The 21,078-nt window shown below is 73.2% G+C and carries 21 protein-coding genes; 6 read left to right on the top strand and 15 right to left on the bottom strand.

The features are described from left to right. Positions 1 to 6 precede the first annotated feature (6 nt). Complete coding sequence (locus ABD374_RS17955; protein WP_344496384.1) at positions 7 to 1,449, bottom strand: aminotransferase-like domain-containing protein; 1,443 nt, start codon at positions 1,447 to 1,449, stop codon at positions 7 to 9. Here ABD374_RS17955 and ABD374_RS17950 point away from each other — a divergent pair. Next, positions 1,448 to 2,413: a DMT family transporter gene (locus ABD374_RS17950; RefSeq protein ID WP_344496382.1), complete on the top strand. Its 966-nt coding sequence runs from the start codon at positions 1,448 to 1,450 to the stop codon at positions 2,411 to 2,413. The genes ABD374_RS17955 and ABD374_RS17950 overlap by 2 nt on opposite strands. 105 nt (positions 2,414 to 2,518) lie before the next feature. Further along, on the top strand, positions 2,519 to 2,719 hold the full coding sequence (locus ABD374_RS17945; RefSeq protein ID WP_344496380.1) for a DUF1918 domain-containing protein: 201 nt from the start codon (positions 2,519 to 2,521) through the stop codon (positions 2,717 to 2,719). Between the two features lie 103 nt (positions 2,720 to 2,822). On the opposite strand, the gene ABD374_RS17940 is transcribed toward ABD374_RS17945, so the two are convergent. Beyond that, complete coding sequence (locus ABD374_RS17940; RefSeq protein ID WP_344496378.1) at positions 2,823 to 4,073, bottom strand: glycoside hydrolase family 10-like protein; 1,251 nt, start codon at positions 4,071 to 4,073, stop codon at positions 2,823 to 2,825. 178 nt (positions 4,074 to 4,251) lie between these two features. Between ABD374_RS17940 and ABD374_RS17935 the strand changes: the two genes are divergently transcribed. Together ABD374_RS17935 and ABD374_RS17930 are read left to right on the top strand one after the other, a co-directional pair. Further along, positions 4,252 to 5,112 (top strand): 3-hydroxybutyryl-CoA dehydrogenase, encoded by an 861-nt coding sequence (locus tag ABD374_RS17935; protein WP_344496376.1) that lies wholly within the window; start codon positions 4,252 to 4,254, stop codon positions 5,110 to 5,112. Positions 5,113 to 5,280: 168 nt separating this feature from the next. Continuing rightward, the gene (locus ABD374_RS17930; protein ID WP_344496374.1) at positions 5,281 to 5,538 is read left to right on the top strand and encodes a hypothetical protein; all 258 of its coding nucleotides are present in this window, start codon (positions 5,281 to 5,283) and stop codon (positions 5,536 to 5,538) included. Between the two features lie 56 nt (positions 5,539 to 5,594). Here the strand turns inward: ABD374_RS17930 and ABD374_RS17925 are convergent, their stop codons facing one another. The 10 genes from ABD374_RS17925 to infC form a co-directional block, all read right to left on the bottom strand. Next, positions 5,595 to 6,125, bottom strand: a complete 531-nt coding sequence (locus tag ABD374_RS17925; protein ID WP_344496372.1) for an NUDIX hydrolase — start codon at positions 6,123 to 6,125, stop codon at positions 5,595 to 5,597. Between the two features lie 51 nt (positions 6,126 to 6,176). After that, positions 6,177 to 7,520: a tetratricopeptide repeat protein gene (locus ABD374_RS17920; RefSeq protein WP_344496370.1), complete on the bottom strand. Its 1,344-nt coding sequence runs from the start codon at positions 7,518 to 7,520 to the stop codon at positions 6,177 to 6,179. A 280-nt stretch (positions 7,521 to 7,800) separates the two neighbouring features. After that, on the bottom strand, positions 7,801 to 8,886 hold the full coding sequence (locus tag ABD374_RS17915; RefSeq protein WP_344496368.1) for a PP2C family protein-serine/threonine phosphatase: 1,086 nt from the start codon (positions 8,884 to 8,886) through the stop codon (positions 7,801 to 7,803). Between the two features lie 177 nt (positions 8,887 to 9,063). Next, positions 9,064 to 11,592 (bottom strand): phenylalanine--tRNA ligase subunit beta, encoded by a 2,529-nt coding sequence (gene pheT / locus ABD374_RS17910; RefSeq protein ID WP_344496366.1) that lies wholly within the window; start codon positions 11,590 to 11,592, stop codon positions 9,064 to 9,066. Continuing rightward, positions 11,592 to 12,743, bottom strand: a complete 1,152-nt coding sequence (pheS, locus tag ABD374_RS17905; RefSeq protein ID WP_344496364.1) for a phenylalanine--tRNA ligase subunit alpha — start codon at positions 12,741 to 12,743, stop codon at positions 11,592 to 11,594. Before pheS ends, pheT begins: the two co-directional genes overlap by 1 nt. Before the next feature lie 168 nt (positions 12,744 to 12,911). Further along, positions 12,912 to 14,042 (bottom strand): sensor histidine kinase, encoded by a 1,131-nt coding sequence (locus ABD374_RS17900; RefSeq protein WP_344496362.1) that lies wholly within the window; start codon positions 14,040 to 14,042, stop codon positions 12,912 to 12,914. A 132-nt stretch (positions 14,043 to 14,174) separates the two neighbouring features. After that, positions 14,175 to 15,032 carry a TrmH family RNA methyltransferase gene (locus ABD374_RS17895; RefSeq protein ID WP_344496360.1) on the bottom strand — a complete coding sequence of 286 codons (858 nt, stop codon included), beginning with the start codon at positions 15,030 to 15,032 and terminating at the stop codon, positions 14,175 to 14,177. A gap of 139 nt (positions 15,033 to 15,171) precedes the next feature. Continuing rightward, positions 15,172 to 15,558, bottom strand: a complete 387-nt coding sequence (gene rplT, locus ABD374_RS17890; RefSeq protein ID WP_028815427.1) for a 50S ribosomal protein L20 — start codon at positions 15,556 to 15,558, stop codon at positions 15,172 to 15,174. Between the two features lie 104 nt (positions 15,559 to 15,662). Continuing rightward, positions 15,663 to 15,857, bottom strand: a complete 195-nt coding sequence (gene rpmI / locus ABD374_RS17885; protein ID WP_344496357.1) for a 50S ribosomal protein L35 — start codon at positions 15,855 to 15,857, stop codon at positions 15,663 to 15,665. Between the two features lie 122 nt (positions 15,858 to 15,979). Beyond that, positions 15,980 to 16,624, bottom strand: coding sequence for a translation initiation factor IF-3 (infC, locus tag ABD374_RS17880; RefSeq protein ID WP_344496545.1), 645 nt, complete (start codon positions 16,622 to 16,624; stop codon positions 15,980 to 15,982). 383 nt (positions 16,625 to 17,007) lie between these two features. Between infC and ABD374_RS17875 the strand changes: the two genes are divergently transcribed. After that, the gene (locus tag ABD374_RS17875) at positions 17,008 to 17,370 is read left to right on the top strand and encodes a DUF1844 domain-containing protein (protein ID WP_344496355.1); all 363 of its coding nucleotides are present in this window, start codon (positions 17,008 to 17,010) and stop codon (positions 17,368 to 17,370) included. A 78-nt stretch (positions 17,371 to 17,448) separates the two neighbouring features. Here the strand turns inward: ABD374_RS17875 and ABD374_RS17870 are convergent, their stop codons facing one another. Then, positions 17,449 to 18,177, bottom strand: a complete 729-nt coding sequence (locus ABD374_RS17870) for an SseB family protein (protein ID WP_344496353.1) — start codon at positions 18,175 to 18,177, stop codon at positions 17,449 to 17,451. Positions 18,178 to 18,258: 81 nt separating this feature from the next. Here ABD374_RS17870 and ABD374_RS17865 point away from each other — a divergent pair, with 81 nt between their 5' ends. Continuing rightward, positions 18,259 to 18,930, top strand: coding sequence for a serine hydrolase (locus ABD374_RS17865; protein ID WP_344496351.1), 672 nt, complete (start codon positions 18,259 to 18,261; stop codon positions 18,928 to 18,930). On the opposite strand, the gene mycP is transcribed toward ABD374_RS17865, so the two are convergent. Both mycP and ABD374_RS17855 read right to left on the bottom strand, forming a co-directional pair. Continuing rightward, positions 18,905 to 20,134, bottom strand: coding sequence for a type VII secretion-associated serine protease mycosin (mycP, locus tag ABD374_RS17860; RefSeq protein WP_344496349.1), 1,230 nt, complete (start codon positions 20,132 to 20,134; stop codon positions 18,905 to 18,907). The two genes, ABD374_RS17865 and mycP, sit on opposite strands and share 26 nt — an antisense overlap. Further along, positions 20,131 to 21,012: a hypothetical protein gene (locus tag ABD374_RS17855; protein WP_344496543.1), complete on the bottom strand. Its 882-nt coding sequence runs from the start codon at positions 21,010 to 21,012 to the stop codon at positions 20,131 to 20,133. The genes mycP and ABD374_RS17855 overlap by 4 nt, the downstream gene beginning before the upstream one ends. Positions 21,013 to 21,078 lie beyond the last annotated feature (66 nt).

Raw genomic sequence — 21,078 nt, 5'->3', positions numbered from 1 at the left:
TCGGGCCTACCCGCCGCCCAGCAGCCCCTCGCACGCGCCCCGCAGCCGCCGTACGCCCTCGGTGATCTCGGCCGGCCCCGCCACCCCCGCGAAGCTCAGCCGGACGTGCCCCGCGGACGGCTCCGCGCTGAAGTACGGGCGGCCGGGCGCGATGGCGACGCCCGCCCGGAGCGCCGCCGAGACCACGGCGCTCTCGTCCGCGCCGTCGGGCAGGCGCAGCCACAGGTGGTAGCCGCCCGCCGGGATGTGCGGCAGGGCGAGTTCGGGAAGGCCGAGCCGCAGGGCGGCGGCCATGGTGTCGCGGCGGCCCCTCAACTCGGCCGCCACGGTACGCAGATGGCGCGGCCAGGCCGGGGAGCCGACGAGTTCCACGGCGGCCTCCTGGAGGGGCCGGGGCACGAAGAAGCTCTCGACGACCTGGATGGCGCGCAGTCGCTCCAGCACCGGACCGCGCGCCACCAGCGCGCACACCCGGAAGCTGGGCGAGGTCGCCTTGGTGAGCGAGCCGACGTGCACCACGACGCCGTCGCGGTCGTCGGTGGCGAGCGGCCGGGGCAGCGGCCCCGCGTCGTCGTGCACGAGGCGCCGTACGAAGTCGTCCTCGACGACGAAGGCCCCGGCCTCGCGGGCGATCCGCAGCACCTCGGGCCGGCGCACGGCCGAGAGCACCGCGCCGGTCGGGTTCTGGAAGAGCGGCTGGCAGACGAAGACGCGGGCGCCGGTGGCCCTGAAGGCCGCGGCGAGGAGTTCGGGGCGCACCCCGTCCGAGTCGACCGGTACCGGTACCGGCCGCAGTCCCGCCGCGCGGGCGATCGCCAGCATGCCGGGGTACGTCGGCGACTCGACCAGTACCGGCGCGCCGGGCGGGGCCAGGGCGCGCAGGGCCGTCGTCAGCGCGCTCTGGCCGCCGGCCGCGACGAGGACCTCGGCGGCGGTGATGGCGCCGCCGATCCCCCGGGCGAACCATTCGCGCAGTTCGGGGATGCCGTCGGTGGGCGGCCGCCCCCAGGCACCGGGGCGCCGCCCGGCCCGCGCGAGGGCGGCCGCCATGGCCCGCTCGGGCTGGAGGGAGGCGTGGAGGTAGCCGCTGTTGAACTCGATGACGCCGGGCGGCGGGGCGGCGAGGGTGACCAGGACACCGGAGGCGTCGACCGAGCGCGGCACGAGTTCGGTGGCTCCGTCCGCGCTGAGCGCGACCTCCTGCCAGGAGGTGTCGCCCGGCGCCGCCGTGTCCGTACGGGGCCGCGTCCGGAAGGCGCCCGCGCCGGGCCGGGTGACGACCAGGCCCTCGGCGGCGAGCCGGGCGAGGGCCCGGGATACCGTCACCGGGCTCACCCGGTAGCGCTCCACCAGTACCCGGCTCGACGGCAGCTTTCCACCGGGAGAGTAGCGGTCGAGATCCCTTTTGAGGGATTCAGCCAGTTCGGCGACGCTGCTACGCTCATGCATGACAGTACATAATAGCGCTACTCGCGATACGGCAGTAGCAGTCAGCAGCGGCAGCGGCAGCGGCCCGAACGTGGCACAGGGGTCCGGCCCGGCGGCCGGGGCCTGCACCGTCCGCAGCGGAACGCTCCTGGCCGCGCTCGGTGTCATCGCCTTCTCGCTCACGTTCCCGGCCACCGCCTGGGGCCTCGAAGGCTTCGGCCCCTGGTCGCTCGTCGCCGTACGCAGCGTCCTCGCGGCGCTCGTCGCGGGCGCCGTGCTGCTCGCCCTGCGGATACCCGTACCGGCCCGCGCCCACTGGGCGGGGCTCGCCGTGGTCGGCGGTGGCGTGGTCCTCGGCTTCCCGATGCTCACCACGCTCGCCCTCCGGACCTCCACCACCTCGCACGCCGCCGTGGTGGTCGGCCTCCTGCCGCTGACCACCGCCGCCCTCTCGGCGCTGCGCACCGGGGCCCGCCCCTCCCGGGCGTTCTGGCTCGCGGCCCTCGCCGGCGCCGCCGTGGTGATCGCCTTCACGGTGCAGCAGAGCGGCGGCGCCCTGTCCACCGGCGACCTGTACCTCTTCGGCGCGCTGCTGGTCTGCGCCGCGGGCTACACCGAGGGCGGCAGGCTCGCGCGCGTGATGCCCGGCTGGCAGGTCATCGGCTGGGCCCTGGTCCTCTGCCTCCCGCTCACCGTGCCGACGGCCGCCGTGGCGCTCGCCTTCGAGCCGGTGCACCTCACGGCGCACAGTGTCGCGGGGCTCCTCTGGGTCGCGGTCGGCTCGCAGTTCCTGGGCCTGGTCGTCTGGTACCGCGGCATGGCCGAGATCGGCGTGTCCAAGGCCAGTCAGCTCCAGCTCGCCCAGCCCCTGCTGACCCTGGTCTGGTCGGTCGTCCTGCTCGGTGAGCACCTCTCCCCCGCGGCCCCGCTCGCGGCCGCCGGCGTGCTCGTCTGCATCGCGGTCACCCAGCGCGCGCGGGCCTGAAGCGGGCCTCGGACGGGCCCGGACGAGAGCGCGAGAACGGGTCGACCGCCGCCCCCGGCCGTAGACTGGCCGTACACGACACCAGCCTCAAGGAGGTCACTCCCGATGCAAGCAAGCGTGGGCGACCGGCTGCTGATGCACGGCAGGACCGTCGGGCACGAGGACCGGGTCGCCGAGATCGTCGAGGTCCTGGGATCCGAAGGCACACCCCCGTACCGCGTCCGCTTCGACGACGGGCACGAGGCGCTGATGTCGCCGGGCCCGGACTCCGTCGTACGACACACGGACACGGACCCGGCGGCATAGCGCGAAGCAGCCCCGAACAGCCCCAGTTCCCATCCCAACCCCAGCCCAGCCCAGCCCAGCCCCTGAGAAGCCGAGCCGGTACACCCCGGTACGGGCGAGGCCGTCAGCGGGGCGTCCGCACCCGGGCCGGGTAGTGGTCCGCCACCACCCGGTCCATCGCCCCGATACGGTCGGCCGCGACCTCCTTCGCCGAGAAGAAGACGTGGCCGCGCACCTCGGCGAAGTCCTTGGCGAGGGTCAGGTGGCGGGAGAGTTCGGCCGGGTCCTGCCAGGCGGCGGGCTGGGCCGGGTCCCCCGCCTTGTAGAGCGCCTCGCCGGCGTACAGATCGACGCCCGTGCCGCGCACGGTCTCCGCCCACCAGGGCAGCAGCTTGGCGTAGTCGGCGGCCTCGAAGCCGATGTTCCAGTAGAGCTGGGGCACGATGTGGTCGATCCAGCCCTCCTTCACCCACTTGCGGGTGTCGGCGTGCAGATCGTCGTACGTCTGCACGCCCGCCCGCGTCGGCGAGCCCAGCGGGTCGGTGGCGGCGTTGCGCCACACCCCGAAGGGGCTGATCCCGAACCGGACCTTCCTGCCGTCCTTCTTCGTGACCGCCTTGATCCGGTCGGACATCTCCCGCACCAGCCGGTCGGTGTTGTCGCGCCGCCAGGCGGCCCGGTCCGGGAATCCGGCGCCGTGGCGCGCGAACGCCTCGTCGTCGGCGAACTCCTGCCCCGCCACCGGGTACGGGTAGAAGTAGTCGTCCCAGTGCACGGCGTCGACGTCGTACCGCTCCACCGCGTCCATCATCGCGTCCTGCACGAAGCTCCTGACCTCCGGCAGCCCCGGGTTGTAGTAGAGCTTCCCGCCGTACGGCAGCACCCACTCCGGGTGCACGCGCGCCGGATGCGCCGCCACCAGCCGGGACGGGTCCGTGTGGTTCGCCACCCGGTACGGGTTGAACCAGGCGTGCAGTTCGAGGTCCCGCCGGTGCGCCTCCTCCACCGCGGTCCCCAGCGGGTCCCAGCCCGGGTCCTTGCCCTGTACGCCGGTGAGGTACTGGGACCACGGCTCGTGCGGCGAGGGCCACAGCGCGTCGGCGGTCGGCCGCACCTGGAACACCACCGTGTTCAGCCTGCGCCGCACCGCCGTGTCCAGATGGGCCAGGAGCTCCGCCTTCTGCTGGTCGGCGGTCAGGCCCGCCTTGGACGGCCAGTCGCGGTTGGCGACACTCGCCAGCCACATCCCCCGCACCTCGCGTTCCGGGGCGCGACGGCGCCGCCGGCCGGCCGCGGCGGCGCCCCCGGAGACCGCCAGCGCGGACAGCGCCCCGGCCGCTCCCGCCAGCAGCCCTCTTCGACCGATCTGACCCATATGTCGACCCCTGTTCCGTGGTGACGTGCGTACGTCCTGTCGTGTCCGCAGAGCATGCCCGCCCCGGCCCGTCACGTACACGTGGGTCGGGAGTAACGTCGGGGCCGAGGCGGGCACCGGCAACGGCCGGGGGCCTGCCGAACTGTTGATCAGCGAAAGGCACGATGTGACGGACTCCATGGCGGATGTGCAGCGCGTCGGAGTAGTGGGCTGCGGCCAGATGGGCGCAGGCATCGCCGAGGTGTGTGCCCGCAGCGGCCTCGAGGTGAAGGTCGCCGAGACCACGGGCGAGGCCCTGGAGATCGGCCGCACCCGGCTCTACAACTCCCTCTCGAAGGCCGCCGAGCGCGGCAAGATCACCGAGGAGGAGCGCGACGAGACGCTCGCCCGTCTCAGCTTCACGACCGACCTCGGCGAGTTCGCCGACCGCGACCTCGTGATCGAAGCCGTCGTCGAGAACGAGTCGATCAAGACCGAGATCTTCCAGGTCCTCGACCAGGTGGTGACCCGCCCCGACGCGATCCTCGCCTCCAACACCTCCTCGATCCCGCTGGTGAAGCTGGCCGTCGCCACCTCCCGGCCGGACCAGGTCATCGGCATCCACTTCTTCAACCCGGCCCCGGTCCAGAAGCTCGTCGAGCTGATTCCGGCGCTGACCACGTCCGAAGAGACGGTCAAGCGCTCCGAGGCCGTGGTGCAGAACGTGCTGGGCAAGCACCCGATCCGCGCCCAGGACCGCTCGGGCTTCGTGGTCAACGCGCTCCTCATCCCGTACCTGCTCTCTGCGATCCGGATGTTCGAGTCGGGCATCGCGAGCCGCGAGGACATCGACAACGGCATGGAGCTGGGCTGCGCCCACCCGATGGGCCCGCTCAAGCTCGCGGACCTCATCGGCCTCGACACGGTCGCCTCGGTCGCCGACTCGATGTACGCCGAGTACAAGGAGCCGCTGTACGCCGCTCCCCCGCTGCTCCAGCGCATGGTGGACGCGGGCAGGCTGGGGCGCAAGACGGGCTCCGGTTTCTACCCGTACGCCTGAGCCTCCTGATCCGCGGGTCGCGGTCCGCGGTCCGCGATTCGCACGGAGTGTGCGGGGCGTACCCGCATATGCCCCGCACACACGCTCCCGCCATGGGCACAGGGCGAGTTGGCTCTGTGTCACATGCACGGGGTCGTCGGACGGCCCCGTCGGAAGAAGGAGCGGACCGTGAGTATCGACCCCGACCAGACTCTGGTCGCAGAGGAGTACGCCGAGTTACGTCGCTGCCTCGACGTGGGGCTCACCAGGATCGACGGACATCTGGCGCTGCTGGCCCACCGGGGCGACCAGGCCGGCAGTGACCTGGCCGACCTGGCCGCGCGGGTGACGGCCCTGGAGCACAACCGCTGGCCGCTGCCCACCGTCTCGGCGCTCACCGCGGCCGGAGCGCTCGCGGTGACCGTCTGGCAGGCCGTCGGCCGTTAGAGCCGCCGGTCATGGAGCCCGGGCCGGCGGTTCCGGCCCGGGCACCGGCCAGGGCGCTAGCCCAGGCGCAGGTGGTGGAGCATCAGCAGCCCGGCCGCCATGTTGGCGGCCGGGACCTCACCGCGGGCCACCATGCCGGGAACCAGTTTGAGCGGGACCCACTCGCGCCGTGAGGACTCGAAGTCGTCCTCGGGGTGACCGGTGTACGTCGCCTCCTCGGCCCAGTAGAGGTGGTGCCGGGCGTCGGTGAGGCCGTTGGACGGCTCGACGGTGAGGAGGGGGCGCAGCGGCCCGGGCCGCCAGCCGGTCTCCTCCTCCATCTCACGCGCCGCGGCGGCCTCGATGTCCTCGCCGTCCTCGACGACTCCGGCCGCGAGCTCCCAGCCCCAGCTGTCGGTGATGAAGCGGTGCCTCCAGAGCATCAGCACCTCGTTGGCCTCGTTGACCACCGTCGCCACGGCCACCGGGCGCAGCCGTATGACGAAGTGGTCGAGGTGCCGGCCGTCGGGGAGTTCGACATCCGCGAGGTTGACCCGGAACCAGCGGTTCTTGTAGACGTTCTGTTCGCTTAAGTTCGTCCACTGCACTGTTGTGCCACCTTTCGACAAGTAGGTGACAACATCGCAGCAGGAGCACGGTCACAGCGGAACGCGCAGAGCCCCGTCGATCAGTTCGGCCGCCTCGTCGGCGCCCGCGCATCCGCTTCCCACCAGGTGCTCGCGCACCGCCCGCAACCGGTCGCGCAGCCGCTGCGACTCCATTCCCCGCGCCCGTTCGGCCATCTCCGTCGCGATCTCCACGGCCCGGTCCGCCCTGCCCTGGCGCAGCTCGATGTGGGTGAGCATGGCGAGCCGGTGCACCCGCCCCCGGTCGTGTGTCGCGGGGGAGCCGACCGCCGCCGTCGCGTGCTCCCGTGCGGCGGGCAGATCACCCAGGCTGAGCAGGGCCTCGGCCACCTGGACGTTCACCAGGCCCGGCTGGACGTACCCCGTCTCGTCCGGTTCGCTGCCCGGTCTGATGCACTCGGCCTCGCTCTCCGCGCGCCGGATGCAGGACAGGGCGCCCTTGCCGTCGCCGAGATGGGCGTACGCCTTGGCCTGCATCGCGTGCAGATCGGCGGCCAGCGCCGGGGTGATCTGCGTGCCCGCCGTGCGCAGCGCCGCCTCCGCGAAGGCCACCGCCTGCCGGTACTCGGCCATGAACAGAGACTGGTTGACGAGCAGCGCGATGATGTACGCGCCGAGCCCCCGGTCCCCGCTGGCCTTGGCGAGCCGCAGGGCCTGGTGGAAGTAGCGCTGGGCGAGCCCCTGGGCGTCCGAGTCGTACGCGCAGATGCCGGCCACCGCCACCAGGCCGCCCGTCGCCCGGTGCAGCTGGCGCCCCATGGCGTTGGAGTAACTGCCGCGCAGCAGGGGGGCGGTCTCGGCGTTGAGGAAGCCGACGACCCGCGCCCGCGTCGCGATGCCGCCCGCCTTGCGGTACATCAGCTCGTAGTGCGCCCGGGCCGCGCGCAGCATCTGTATGTCGGCGACGCTGACGCGCGTCTGCCCGTCGCGCGAGACGTCCGCGTCCTCCGGCGGGTTCTCCCACTCCCACACGGGCATCACGGCCGGTGTCCCGGTCACGGCGGGCGCGCCGAGGACGTGGGGCCGCTGCTGTTCGTCGGAGCGCCACAGCGCGGTGGCGCGCTCCACGAAGCCCGTCAGCGGGGAACCGTGCGGCATGCCCGTTTCGCCCGGCGAGCCGAACCCGATGTCGTCCAGCGTTATCGGCCGGTGCAGCCGGGCCGCGAGGACCTCACAGATCAGGTCGGGCACCTGGCCGCGCGGGCGCTGGCCCTTCAACCACCGCGCCACGGCGGTGTGTTCGTATCTCAGCGCCAGACCTCTCGCGCTGCCCGCCTGGTTCACATGGGCGGCGAGCCCCGCGTTGGAGATGCCCGCCTCGTCGAGCAGGGCGTCGAGCAGGGTATTGGGCTGCATGGCCTCTCCGGTGGCTCGGTACGGGGGCAATGGTCCAGCGTAGTGGAGCCGCGTTCACACGGGGTGTGAACCGAATGCCCGCGTTCGTGCCCCACGTGCTCTCCCGCGCGCACCCTGCGACCGCTTGACTTCACACGCCTCTCCAGGAGGCGACCGGGCCGCCGGCTCCCCCCTCGTTACAGCGCGGCGGCCCGACCCCGCTCCGTCCGTCCTGCCGGTCTGCCCGACACTCCACGGCACGGCGGACGGAGCGGACTCCGGGATCCGGGGCGTCGGCCGGTCAGCGGTGGGCGGAACGCGCGTGCGAGCGGCGGGGCTCCTGATCCCCGGGGGGCGCCGGCGACTGCCTGCGGTCGTTGCGCAGGACGAGCAGGGCCACGTCGTCGGTGAGCCGCCCGCCCGTGTGCCGCAGCAGCGCCGTGTGCACGCGCCGCACCAGTGCGGCGGGCGGGACCGGCGGGCCCGCAGCGGCGGCCTCGGTGAGCGCCGTCCGCAGGCAGAAGAACCTCCCGTCGCCGTCGCGGGCGTCCTCGGCGCCGTCGGTGTGCAGGACCAGCGCGTCGCCGGGGAGCAGGCGCGTACAGCGGTGTGCGGACAGGCCGTCGGGCAGCGGGAACGGGCCGAGCGGCGGCAGCGGGTCTCCGCCCGCGAGCGGTTCGGCGGACTCGCGCAGCCGGTAGGGCCACGGGTGGCCGCAGTTGAGCGCCAGTACCTCGCCGTCCTCGTGGATCTCCAGCAGGAGCACGGTGACGAACTCCTCGGCCAGCGGACTGTCCGGGTCGGTGCTGCTCACCGACGGGTGCTCGGACCGCGACCGCTCCCGCAGGTGCCGTTGCAGCGCCCGCTCCAGCTTGCGCATGACGCCCGCGAGGTCGGCCTCGTCGTGCGCCGCCTCCCGGAAGCTGCCGAGCAGTGCGGCGACCGCCCCGATCGCGGCCAGCCCGTGGCCCCGTACGTCACCGATGACGACCCGCACGCCCCGGGGGGTGGCCACCGCCTCGTACAGATCGCCGCCGACCGTCGCGCCACGGCTCGCGGAGAGCTGGCCCGCGGCGACGGCGAGCCCGTCGAGCCGGGGCGGCAGCGGGCGCAGCAGCACCTGCTGGGCGGCGCGCGCGACCTCGCGGACCCGGCGCAGCTCCCGGACCGGGCCGAGCCTCATGCCCGTCAGCAGGTAGGCGACCAGCGCCAGGAAGGCGGCGCACGTCACGAAGCGGGGCGCCATCCCTCCGTGCGAGCCGAACGGGCAGGCCAGCTCCCAGGCAGTCGCGGCGACGAGCCAGACGGCGGGAAGTCCGAAGACGAGGACGCGCCGCACGGAGAGCACACCCGCGCACGCGCCCCGCCAGGTCTTGGTACGGATCATCCCGACGGCCCCCTAGGCCCTGGCCCTGTACGACGTACGACGCGTGGCCCTCGCAGCCGGAATGATTGTGCCGACCGGCCGTACCGGTTTGCGCACCCTGCCCGTACTTCTCACCCAAATGAGTGAGGGGCGTACCCGTGACCTCGGATACGCCCCTCAGCACTGCTTCACCGGGTGTTACGCCCCGCGCAGCACCGCGCCCGTGCGCTCGCCGGCGAGTGCGACGGCGGCGTCGCGGGCGGCCGTGGCCTCCTCGACGGTCAGCGTGCGGTCGGCGGCGCGGAAACGCAGCGCGTAGGCGAGCGACTTCCTGCCCGCGCCGAGCTGCTCACCCGTGAACACGTCGAACAACCGCAGCGATTCGAGGAGTTCACCGGCGCCTTCGCGCAGCGCGGCCTCGACGTCCGCCGAGGGCACACCGTCGGAGACGACCAGTGCGACGTCCTGGGTCGCCACCGGGAAGGCGGAGATCCGGGGCGCCCGGAGGACTCCGGCGCCGGCCCGCTCCAGTACGTCGGTCTCGATCTCCATCGCGCAGGTGCGCTCCGGGAGGTGGAGCGCCTTGATGACGCGCGGGTGCAGCTCACCGGCGTGCCCGGCGAGGACCTCCTCGCCGTTGACCGTGACGTACAGCGCGGCGCAGCGGCCGGGGTGCCACGGCGCGTGCTGGTCGGCGCGCACGGTCAGCTCGGCGCCGGCCTCGCGGGCGAGCGTACGGGCGGCCTCGACGGCGTCCGCCCAGGTGCCCGGGCGGCCCTTGCCCCACCAGCCGGCCTGCTCGCGGGCGCCCGCGAGGACGACGGCGGCGCGGTGCGGCTGACGCGGCAGCGTGGCGTTGAGACCGGAGATCTCCTCGTCGGTCGGCCGGCGGTCGACGGGCAACCGCGCGGCCCTGTGCTCCTCCCCGGTCGGCCGGAAGACGAGACCGGTCTCGAAGAGCGCCAGGTCGTGCGAGCCGCGGCCGTCGTTGCGGCGCAGCGCGCCGAGGAGGCCGGGCAGCAGCGTGGTGCGCAGCGCCGGCTCCTCGTCGGAGAGCGGGTTGACCAGCTCGACCGTACGGCGGCGGGCGTCGTCGGCGTCCAGGCCCAGCTGGTCCAGCACGGCTCCGCCGATGAACGGGTAGTTCAGCGCCTCGACGTAGCCCGCGCCGGCCAGTGCCCGGCCGATGCGGCGGTGCAGCCGCTGCCGGCCCGTGAGCCCGCGGCCCGAGGGCGGCGTCGGCAGGGTCGACGGGAGGTTCTCGTAACCCTCCAGCCGGATGACCTCTTCGGCCAGGTCGTTCGGGAAGGCCAGGTCGGGGCGCCAGGACGGCACGGTCACGACCAGTTCGTCCTGCCCGTACACGTCGCAGCCGACCTCCTGGAGGCGGCGTACGACGGTCTCGCGGCCGTAGTCGACGCCCGCCACCCGGTCGGGGTGGTTCGCGGGCATCGGGATCGTGCGGGGCGCGGAGGGCGCGACGACCTCGGTGACGCCGGCCTCGGCGGTGCCGCCCGCGAGCAGCACGAGGAGGTCGACGGTCCGCTGCGCGGCGGCGGAGGCGGCCTCGGGGTCGGTGCCCCGCTCGAAGCGCCGGGACGCCTCGGAGGACAGCTTGTGCCGCCGCGCGGTACGGGCGACGGAGAGCGCGTCGAAGTGCGCGGCCTCGATGACGACCTCGGTGGTGCCCGTGACGGCGCCGGTCTCGGGGTCGGTCTCGGAGTCGGCGATCTCGGTGTTGGCGCCGCCCATGACACCCGCGAGGCCGATGGGGCCGCGGTTGTCGGTGATCACCAGGTCCTCGGCGTCGAGGACCCGCTTCGTGCCGTCGAGCGTCGTGAACTTCTCGCCCTGCTCGGCGCGGCGCACCCCGATCGGCCCGTCGATGCGGGACCGGTCGTAGGCGTGCAGCGGCTGGCCGAGCTCCAGCATCACGTAGTTGGTGACGTCGACCGCGAGCGAGATCGGGCGCATCCCGGCCTTCTGCAGTCGGCGCCGCAGCCAGATCGGGGAGCGGGCCTCGGGCTGGAGGCCGACGACCGTACGGGCGGTGAAGCGGTCGCAGCCCCGCGGGTCGTCGACCTTCACGAGGTAGCCGTAGGAGTTGGGGGCCGGCACGTCGAGCAGCGCCGGGTCGCGCAGCGGCAGCCCGTACGCGGTGGCGACCTCGCGGGCGACGCCGCGCATCGACAGGCAGTAGCCGCGGTCGGGCGTGACGGCGATGTCGAGGACCTCGTCGACGAGTTCGAGCAGCTCGATGGCGTCGGTGCCCGGCTCGTACTCGGGCGGCAGCACGATGATTCCGTTGCTGCCGTCGTCGCCCATGCCCAGCTCGTCGCCGGAGCAGATCATGCCGTGCGAGGTCCTGCCGTACGTCTTGCGGGCGGCGATCGCGAAGTCGCCGGGCAGGACGGCGCCGGGCAGGACCACGACGACCTTGTCGCCGACGGCGAAGTTGCGGGCGCCGCAGACGATCTCCTGCGGCTCGCCGGTGCCGTTGGCCGTGCCGACGTCGACGGTGCAGAAGCGGATCGGCTTCTTGAACTCGGTCAGTTCCTCGATGGTGAGGACCTTGCCGACGACCAGGGGGCCCTTGAGGCCGGCGCCGAGCCGCTCGACCCTCTCGACCTCCAGGCCCGCGGACACGAGCTTGGCCTGTACGTCACGGCCGGTCTCGGTGGCGGGGAGATCGACGTACTCCCGCAGCCAGGAAAGCGGGACCCGCATCAGATCTCCATCCCGAAGGGCCGAGTGAACCGGACGTCACCCTCGACCATGTCTCGCATGTCTTCAACGTTGTGGCGGAACATGAGCATCCGCTCGATGCCGAACCCGAAGGCGAAGCCGCTGTACTTCGCGGGGTCGACGCCGCAGGCGGTGAGCACCTTCGGGTTGACCATGCCGCAGCCGCCCAGCTCGATCCAGCCCTCGCTGCCGCAGGTGCGGCAGGGACGGTCCGGGTCGCCGACGGACTCGCCGCGGCAGACGTAGCAGACCATGTCCATCTCGGCGGACGGCTCGGTGAACGGGAAGTAGTTCGGGCGCAGCCGGGTCTTCATGCCCTCGCCGAAGAGCGCCTGGACCATGTGGTCGAGGGTGCCCTTGAGGTCGGCCATGGTGAGGCCCTCGTCGACGGCGAGCAGCTCGATCTGGTGGAAGACCGGGGTGTGCGTGGCGTCGAGCTCGTCGGTGCGGTAGACGCGGCCGGGGCAGACGACGTACACGGGCGGCTCACGGTCGAGCAGCGCGCGGGCCTGGACCGGGGAGGTGTGCGTGCGCAGCACGACACCGGACTCGTCGCTCTTGCCCGCGGCGGAGCCGCTGTGGGACGCGGCGTCTGCGCCCTGGACGAAGAAGGTGTCCTGCATCTGGCGCGCCGGGTGGTCGGGCACGAAGTTGAGGGCGTCGAAATTGAACCACTCCGCCTCGACCTCGGGGCCCTCGGCGACCTCGTAGCCCATGGCCACGAAGACGTCGGCGACACGCTCCATCAGCGTGGTCAGCGGGTGCCGGGCGCCGGCCGGGACGAGGTCGTACGGCAGCGTGACGTCCACCGCCTCCTCGACCAGCACGCGCTCGTCGCGCTCCGTCTCCAGAATGGCGAGGCGGGCGGCGAGGGCCTTGTTCACGGCGCCGCGGGCCATGCCGACGCGCTTGCCGGCCTCGGCCTTGGCGGCCGGCGGCAGCGCGCCGATCTCACGGTTGGCGAGCGAGAGCGGCGAGGCGGGGCCGGTGTGCGCGGTCTTCGCGTGGGCGAGCGCGTCGAGATCCGCCGCGGCGTCGAAGGCGGCGAGCGCCTCGTCCCGCATGCGCTCGATCTCTTCCGGTTTCAGCGCCTCGACCTCAACAGGGTCGTACGACTTATTGGGTGCGGACATCTCTTCCCGTACTTCCGATTGGCTGGTGGCGTGGCCCCCGCTCGACGACTGAGGACGCAAAGGTGCCGAAGGTCGAGTCTAAAGGCCGTGAGGGGCGAAGAAGCCCGTGGGCTGCTCAGGCCCGCCCGTCGCCCGCCACCGCCCTACCCGATTCCTTCGCAAACTTGCTTATTTCAGGTAGGCCGGGGCGCCGACGGGCAGGATAAATCGGAACTCGGCGCCGCCGCCGGGGCCGCGGCCGACGGTGATCGAACCGCCGTGCGCCTCGACGATGCCCTTGACGATGTACAGACCGAGACCGGTGCCACCGCGCTTGCTGCCCCGCCAGAAACGGGTGAAGACGCGGCCCAGCGACTCCTCGGGAATGCCGGCGCCTTCGTCGCTCACGGTCACGGCTGTTCCCTTCGCTGGATTGTCTCCGGTCTTCGTCAGGGCTGTCCCCACCTCGATGGTGACCGTTCCCGCCCCGTGCCGCACGGCATTTTCCAGCAGGTTGCCCAGCACCTGGTCGATCTTGTCCGGGTCCGCCCAGAGATCGGGCAGCGGCTGCTGGACACGGACGAGGAAGCGGTCCGGCGGCTGGCCGTTGGAGATGTGCGCCTGGACGTGACGGCCGACCGCCGTCGGGACGTCCACGGGCTGCCTGCGGACCTCAAGGCGTCCGGAGTCGATGCGGGAGATGTCGAGCAGCTCGGCGATCAGCCGGGTGATCCGGCTCGCGTCGGCGTCGACGGTCTCCAGCATCAGCTTCTTCTGGTCGTCGGTGAAGCGTTCCCATTTGGCGAGCAGCGTCGCCGTGAACCCCTTGACCGAGGTCAGCGGGGAGCGCAGCTCGTGGGCGACGGTGGCGATCAGCTCCGCGTGGCTGCGCTCGGTGCGGCGCCTGGCCTCCGTACCGCGCAGGCAGACGACGACCCGCCGGACGGGTCCGGTGGGTTCGTGGCGTACGTACCGGGCGGAGACGAGGACCTCGCGGCCACCGGGCAGCAGCAGGTTGCGCTCGGGCTGCCCGGCCCGGATGGCGAGTCCGCCGTACGGATCGGTCAGGCTCCACCAGCGGCGGCCTTCGAGGTCTTCGAGGGGCAGCGCGGTCTCCAGGGGCCTGCCGAGCGCAGCGTCCTTCGGGATGGCGGTGATCCGCGACGCGGCGGCGTTGAAGCAGATGACGCGGCCGCTCTCGTCGGCGACGGCGAGGCCGTCGGGGAGGTCGTCGGGATCGATCCCGTGACCGCCCGTTCCCGCGGACGGACTCGGCAAGGAACCGCTCGCCTTCGACGGACCGCTCGTGCGGACAGCCATCCCCGTATCCCACCTCTTCCGAATGGCGGAGGGGGTACCTCCCCGCTCAGGGGGCCCTCCCCGTCCGGGCGAAGCCGGGAGTCCGGAGGAGGAGCCGAGAGCTTGGGGGAGGGCCCCGAACCCGTCACCCTACTAGCTGGAGGTGACGCTGCGGCACCCTCCGGAAGCACGCTGCGCACGGGCGGAGGCGTAGAGGCACACGGCGGCGGCCGTGGCGAGGTTGAGGCTCTCGGCCCTGCCGTGGATGGGGACGCGCACCACGGCGTCCGCGAGCGCGCGGGTCTCCTCCGGCAGGCCCCACGCCTCGTTGCCGAAGACCCAGGCGGAGGGCCCGCCCATGGTGCCCGCGTCGAGTTCGTCGTCGAGGTCGTCGTCGCCGGCGCCGTCGGCCGCCAGGATGCGTACGCCCGCGCTCTTCAGCCCGCTGACGGCCTGCTCGACGGGGACGCCGACGGCGACCGGCAGGTGGAAGAGCGAGCCGACCGAGGCGCGCACGGACTTGGGGTTGTAGAGGTCGACGGAGGCGTCGGTGAGGACGACCGCGTCGGCGCCGGCGGCGTCCGCGCAGCGCAGTACCGTACCGGCGTTCCCGGGGTCGCGGACGTGTGCCAGGACGGCGACCAGCCGGGGCTTCGCCGCGAGGATCTCCTCGAAGGGCGAGTCCAGGAAGCGGCAGACGCCGACGATGCCCTGCGGGGTGACGGTCTGCGAGACCTCGGCGAGCACCTCGTCGGGGGCCAGGTGCACGCGGGCGCCGGCGGCGCGGGCCGCGTCGACGATGCCGACGTACCGCCCGGCGGCCTCGACGGTGGCGAAGAGCTCGACCAGGGTCGCCTCGCCGCTGTCGCCGCGGTGCTCGACGGCCTCGCGCACGGCCTGCGGCCCCTCGGCGATGAACCGGCGCTCCTTGCCGCGGAAGCTCCGCCTGGCCAGCCGCTTGGCGGCGGCGACGCGCGGGGATCGCGGGGAGATCAGCTCGGGGGTGCCCATGGTCGGCGGCTCACTTCTCTGCGTGTCTCTGCGTACGCGTCTGCACGTACGAAAGGGGTCGTGCACGTGGGGTACAACGCGCCGGACCCGCAGGCGGCGAACGCCTGCGGGTCCGGGGACGAAGAGGTGCTGCCTGAGATCAGGCGGCGGTCTTCGGGGCGTTGACGTCGCTCGGGAGCGCCTTCTGGGCGACCTCGACGAGCGCGGCGAACGCGTTGGCGTCGTTGACCGCGAGCTCGGCCAGGATCTTGCGGTCCACCTCGATGTTGGCGGCCTTCAGACCCTGGATGAGGCGGTTGTACGTCATGCCGTTCTGGCGGGCAGCGGCGTTGATGCGCTGGATCCACAGCTGACGGAAGTCGCCCTTGCGCTTCTTGCGGTCGTTGTAGTTGTAGACCAGGGAGTGGGTGACCTGCTCCTTGGCCTTGCGGTACAGGCGCGAGCGCTGACCGCGGTAGCCCTTGGCCGCCTCGAGGATTGCCCGGCGCTTCTTGTGGGCGTTGACTGCCCGCTTGACGCGTGCCACTTGTTAACTCCTTGTAGCGGGGCCGCGGGTGAACTCACACGGCCCGGAAACGAATTGGTCTCGGTCGCCCTGACGTCGCGCTCCGGTCGCCCGGAGCCGCGACATCACTTGCCGAGAAGCTTCTTGATCTTCGGGGCGTCCGCCGGGGACACCACGACAGCGCCGGTCAGCGAGCGGGTCTTCTTGGAGGACTTGTGCTCCAGGAGGTGGCGCTTGCCGGCCTTCTCGCGCATGACCTTGCCGGAGCCGGTGAGCTTGAAGCGCTTGCTGGCACCGCTGTGCGTCTTGTTCTTCGGCATGGCGCCGTTCTCTCCTCGTCAGTGGCGCTCCCCCGGCGTGTGGGCCGGACGGCGGGAGCGTCAGATCGTTGGTGTGGATTTCCGGGCGGAAGCCGGGGCCGCCTGGATGGCAGCCCCGTGAATCACGCTTCGGAAGGGGTTTCGGGCTGGACCTCGTCCACCGGCTCGGCCTGCTCGGCCTCGTCGGTGGCGTTGCCCTGGCGTTCGGCCTTGCGGGCCGCCTGGGCCTCGCGAGCCTCGGCCATGGCCTCGGTCTTCTTCTTGTGCGGGCCGAGAACCATGATCATGTTTCGGCCGTCCTGCTTGGGGCTCGACTCAATGAAGCCAAGGTCCTCGACGTCCGAAGCCAGACGCTGAAGCAGTCGGAAACCAAGTTCGGGGCGGGACTGCTCACGACCACGGAACATGATCGTGATCTTGACCTTGTCGCCCTGCTTGAGGAACCGGACGACATGACCCTTCTTGGTGTCATAGTCGTGCGGGTCGATCTTCGGCCGGAGCTTCATTTCCTTGATGACCGTGTGCGCCTGGTTCTTGCGCGCCTCACGGGCCTTCATGGCCGACTCGTACTTGAACTTCCCGTAGTCCATGAGCTTGCACACGGGCGGACGGGCGGTCGCCGCGACCTCGACCAGGTCGAGGTCGTACTCCTGCGCAAGCTCCAGGGCCTTCGCAAGAGGCACAATGCCGACCTGCTCACCGCTGGGTCCGACGAGTCGCACCTCGGGAACGCGAATCCGGTCGTTAATGCGGGGCTCAGCGCTGATGGATCCTCCTCAGTAGCACCACACGACTGTCTGGCAGACAGCCGCGCAACGTCTGTTTCGTGAGACCAACCGAAGGGAGCCATGAAAAATGCCCCGGACGGGAACACAGGTGGGGCTCCTGGAAATACCGGAACACCACCGTGCATCTACCACCACGGGGCGCATCGAGCGGCTCCATCGTCCGTACGGAACGATGGGGGCCGCCTGACCGGTGACCCGCAGTCCGCGAGGACAGTCGGGTGGGAGATCGGAGCCTCCACTTGTGGGCCGGGCACACAAGTGTCCGGCCGGTCATTACACAAGGTTAGCAGCTCTCCGCGGAACGGGCGACCTCGGTCGGACCGGAGCCGGGGCGCTGCCGACCGGGGCATATCGTGTGCGTCATGAGTGACGCGACCTCCCCCAGTGAATCCCCCGACTTCGACGCCATGACGCGCGACATCGCGGAAGTCCCGGCAGTCGAGGTGATCGTGACGGTGGCGGTCAACCTGATGAGCGCCGCCGCCGTGAAGCTCGGCCTCACCGAGGACGGTGACGCCCACAAGGACCTCGACGAGGCCCGCAAGCTGGTGCACGCGCTGGCCGGTCTGCTGGACGCGAGCGCGACCGAGATCAGCTCCTTCCACGCGGCGCCGCTGCGGGACGGGCTGAAGTCCCTGCAGCTGGCCTTCCGCGAGGCGTCGTCCGTGCCGGACGAGGTCGGCCAGGGGCCCGGCGAGAAGTACACCGGCCCGGTCTACGGCTGACCCCCGGACACCGGCGGAGAGGAACGCCGAGGCCCCGGTCCCCCGCTCGTGGGGGCCGGGGCCTCGGCGCGTACGGCCTCAGCGCGTGAAGAGGGGCTCGCCCGGCGGGGTCGCGCCGGGCGGCAGCAGGGCCAGGTCGAGGCCGCGCACCAGGCGGGCCCTCAGCGTCTCGTCGGCGGCCAGCGCTCCGGCGACGCGGCGGGCCGCCGCGGCCGGTTCGGCGCCGGGGCCGATGACCAGGGCCAGGGTGCCGTCCGCGCTGCCCGGGCCGAGGTGCGCGCGCAGTACGGCGGGCTCCGCGGCCACCGCGGCGCGTACCGCCTCGGTGACGGCCGGGTCGTCGAGCGGCGCCGCGCTGCTGCGGCCCTCGGCGGCGGCGAGCAGCGCGGATCCGGTGAGCTGGTACGGGACGGGACCGGCCAGGTCGAGGACCAGCGTGTCGGCCCGCTCGTGGGCGAGGGCCTGGAGCGCCTGGCCCAGGGGTACGGCGACGGGGCGCGCCTCGGGGTTCCAGCGGGCCAGGGCCTCGGTGGAGGTGAAGGCGGGCAGGGCGCGGCGCTCGCCGGCCTGGAGGGTCGGCACGGCCATGTCGCTGGTCTTCTCGCGGCGCAGGCCGTTCTCGTCCGTCTCCACCTCGCCGAGTACGGCGACGACGGGAACCAGGAGGCGGGCGCCGGCCAGCGCTTCGAGCACCCGTGGCTCCGCCGCCGGGTCCTCGGCCCAGGCGGCGAGCGCCGCGGTCAGCCGCGGGTCGGCGGTGCCGTCGTCTTCGGAGAAACCGGGGTCCGGAATGTTCTTGAGCGCCACGCCCCGAGCCTAGCCGCCGGCTCGCGGGGTTTTCCCACGGGGCCCGCGGGCACCGCTCCTGCCATGGAGGTGTCCTTCGCCGTGTCCGGACCGGGGAGCGGGTGGTGCGCCGCGTACGGGGAGGGCCGCTTCCCCGCCGCGAGCGTCGTCAAGGTGGGCATCCTCGCGGCGCTGCTGCTCCGGGCGCGGGACGAGGGGCGGGCTCTGGGCCGGGAGGAGCGGCGGTACGCCGAGGCCATGATCCGGCGCAGTGACAATGACGCCGCGTCGGCGCTGTGGACGGTGATCGGCGGTGCGGCGGGGCTGGACGCGGCGCAGGCGCGCCTCGGGCTCACCCGGACGGCGGCGGACCGGGCGTGGGGGCGCACGCGGACCACCGCGAGGGATCAGGTGGCGCTGCTGCGGGCGGTGTTCGGGGCCGGGCCCGGTGTGCTGGACGAGGAGTCCCGTACGTACATCGGGGCCTTGATGGGGCAGGTCGTCGCCGGGCAGGACTGGGGGGTGTCCGCGGCCGGTTCCGGCGCCGCGCTCAAGAACGGGTGGATGCCGCGGGACGCCACCGGGCTGTGGGCCGTGCACAGCATCGGGCGGGTGGAGGTGGACGGGCGGGGTGTGCTGGTCGCCGTGCTGTCGGAGGGGCACACCACCAAGGAGGCGGGGATCGCGGTGGTGGAGGCGGTGGCGCGGGCGGCCGTCGGAGCGGCCGTCGGGAGGACCGGCGGGCGCCTCAGGAGAGCCGGTGGGCACCCGTGACGCGGCCGGTGCGCCACAGGACGACCGCCGCGGCCAGCAGCAGCACACCTGCGCCGGCGGCGACGGGGGCGAGCCGGCCGGCCGGTCCGTCGTCCTCGGGCTCCGGGTCGGGGCCCGAGCCGAAGAACTTCTCGCCGTACGGGGCGGAGGTCGGGCGGAGGTCCGCGGGGCGCAGCTCGCCGGCGGCCTCGAGCGCGGCGGCCGGATCGACGAAGCCGTGGCCGCGGGCGTCGTCGCGGCCGCCCTCGGGCGCGTCCCGGGCGGTGTCGGCGAGGAGTTTCTTGACCTGGGCGGGGGTCAGCTGCGGGTACGCGGAGCGGACGAGGGCGGCCGCGCCGGAGACGAAGGCGGAGGCGGCGCTGGTGCCCCAGCCCTCGTAGTAGCGGCGGTCGGGGTCGGCGATGATCACGTCGACGCCGGGGGCGCTGACGGTCGCGTACCAGCGGCGGGTGGAGAAGGAGGCGTGCGTGCCGGCGCTGTCGACGGCGGCCACCGCGATCACGCCGGGATAGGCGGCGGGGTACGAGATGTGGTCGCCCTCCTCGCCGCTGTTGCCGGCGGAGGCGACGACGACGGCGCCCTTGGCGAGGGCGTACTGGACGGCGGCGTCCTCGGCGGCTTCGGGGTGGGCGGACTTGCTGTCGTCGCCGAGGGAGAGGTTGATGACGTCGGCGCCGTGGTCGGCCGCCCAGCGGATGCCCTCGGCGAGGGCGTGGCCACGGGTGGACCGGGACCTCTTGCGGGCGGGGTCGGCGCCTTCGAGGATCACGCGGACCGGGAGGATCTTGGCCTCGGGTGCGATGCCGACCACGCCGTCGGCGCGGCCGGGGCCGTTTCCGTGGCCGGCGATGATCCCGGCCATGGCGGTGCCGTGGCGGGCCCAGGCGCGGTCGCCCTCGCGGGCGCCGAACCCTATGAGGTCCTTGCCCTCCAGCACCCGGCCTTCGAGGTCGGGGTGGCTGCCGTCCACTCCGGTGTCCAGTACGGCGACGGTGACGCCCTTGCCCTTGGTCGTACGCCAGGCCCGGTCGGTGTGCATCGCGTCGAGCGCCCACTGCTGGGCCCGGATGGTGTCGGCGCGGGCGGGGGCGGGGGGCAGCAGGGCGAGGGCGGTGGCCGCGAGGGCGGCGGCGACGGCGCGGCGGGCTGTGCGGGGCAGGCGGTTCTGCTGAGCCGGTCGGGTCGGTCGGGTCGGTTGCGTCATCGGGGGGTCTCCGGGGCCGGTCGTGCGGTCTTGCGGAGGCGGCGTTCGACGCGGTCGGCGACACCCTTCGCCTCGTGGCCCAGGCCCGCCTGGGCGGGGGCGGTCGTCGCGCCGCTCGCGACGGCCCGGCGGGCGGGCTGCGGGTCGGGCACGGTGCGGCCGTCGGCGAAGCCGGACACGGCGTACACGACGGCGGGGACGTCGGTGAGCACGCTCACCGTCCAGCTCGCCCGCTGCCGGTCGCCGAATCCCTCGGCGACGGTCCCCTCGGCCGGGTAGGTGCGGGGCATCAGGTCGGTGCGGTCGGCGAGGCCCTCGTGGGTGAAGCGGGCGCGCAGGGCCTTCATGGCCGGTGCGTCGGCCTCGGTGAAGACCATGCCGACGGTGGTGACGCTGCTGGTGGTGGCGTCGGTGTAGGTGGCGCGCAGGAGGCGCAGGCAGCCGACCGGCTGGATGGCCCTGAGCAGCAGCGGGTCGAGGGCTTTCGCGCAGCCGCTGTCGGGGGCGACGGCGACGCGCGTCCAGACGCGGTCGGCGCCGCCGGGGCCCGCGCCGTTGCCGTCGAGGGTGCGCGGGAAGAGCGTGTCGACGGGCGTGCTGTGCCAGAGGTCCCGCGCCTCGGCGTACCCGGAGGGGGTGCCGTCCTCGGCGTCCGCGCCGCCGGTGAGCCAACTCCCGGTGACGGCACCGCCGATGAGCCCGAGCCCGAGTACGAGGCAGGCCACGGCGGCCACGACGCGGGCGGGGCGGCGGGTACGGACGGGCCTCAGCCGGGTGGTGGTCCCGGCCGGTGCCTCCGGCGCCCCCCAGTGCCGGGGCGCCGCGAACTGGGCGGGCGGGGGCGCGCCGGGCCCGGGGGGCAGGCCGACGGCACCCACGGCTCCGCGCCGTGCAGCGCCGGCGTCGGCCGCCGGGGGCGCGTGCGGGGGGGCCTCGGGCGGCAG

This window comes from Streptomyces enissocaesilis (assembly GCF_039533765.1).
GTDB lineage: Bacteria > Actinomycetota > Actinomycetes > Streptomycetales > Streptomycetaceae > Streptomyces > Streptomyces enissocaesilis.
The sequence above is the reverse complement of the archived record's forward strand: the minus strand, read 5'-3'. Positions and strand labels throughout refer to the sequence as shown.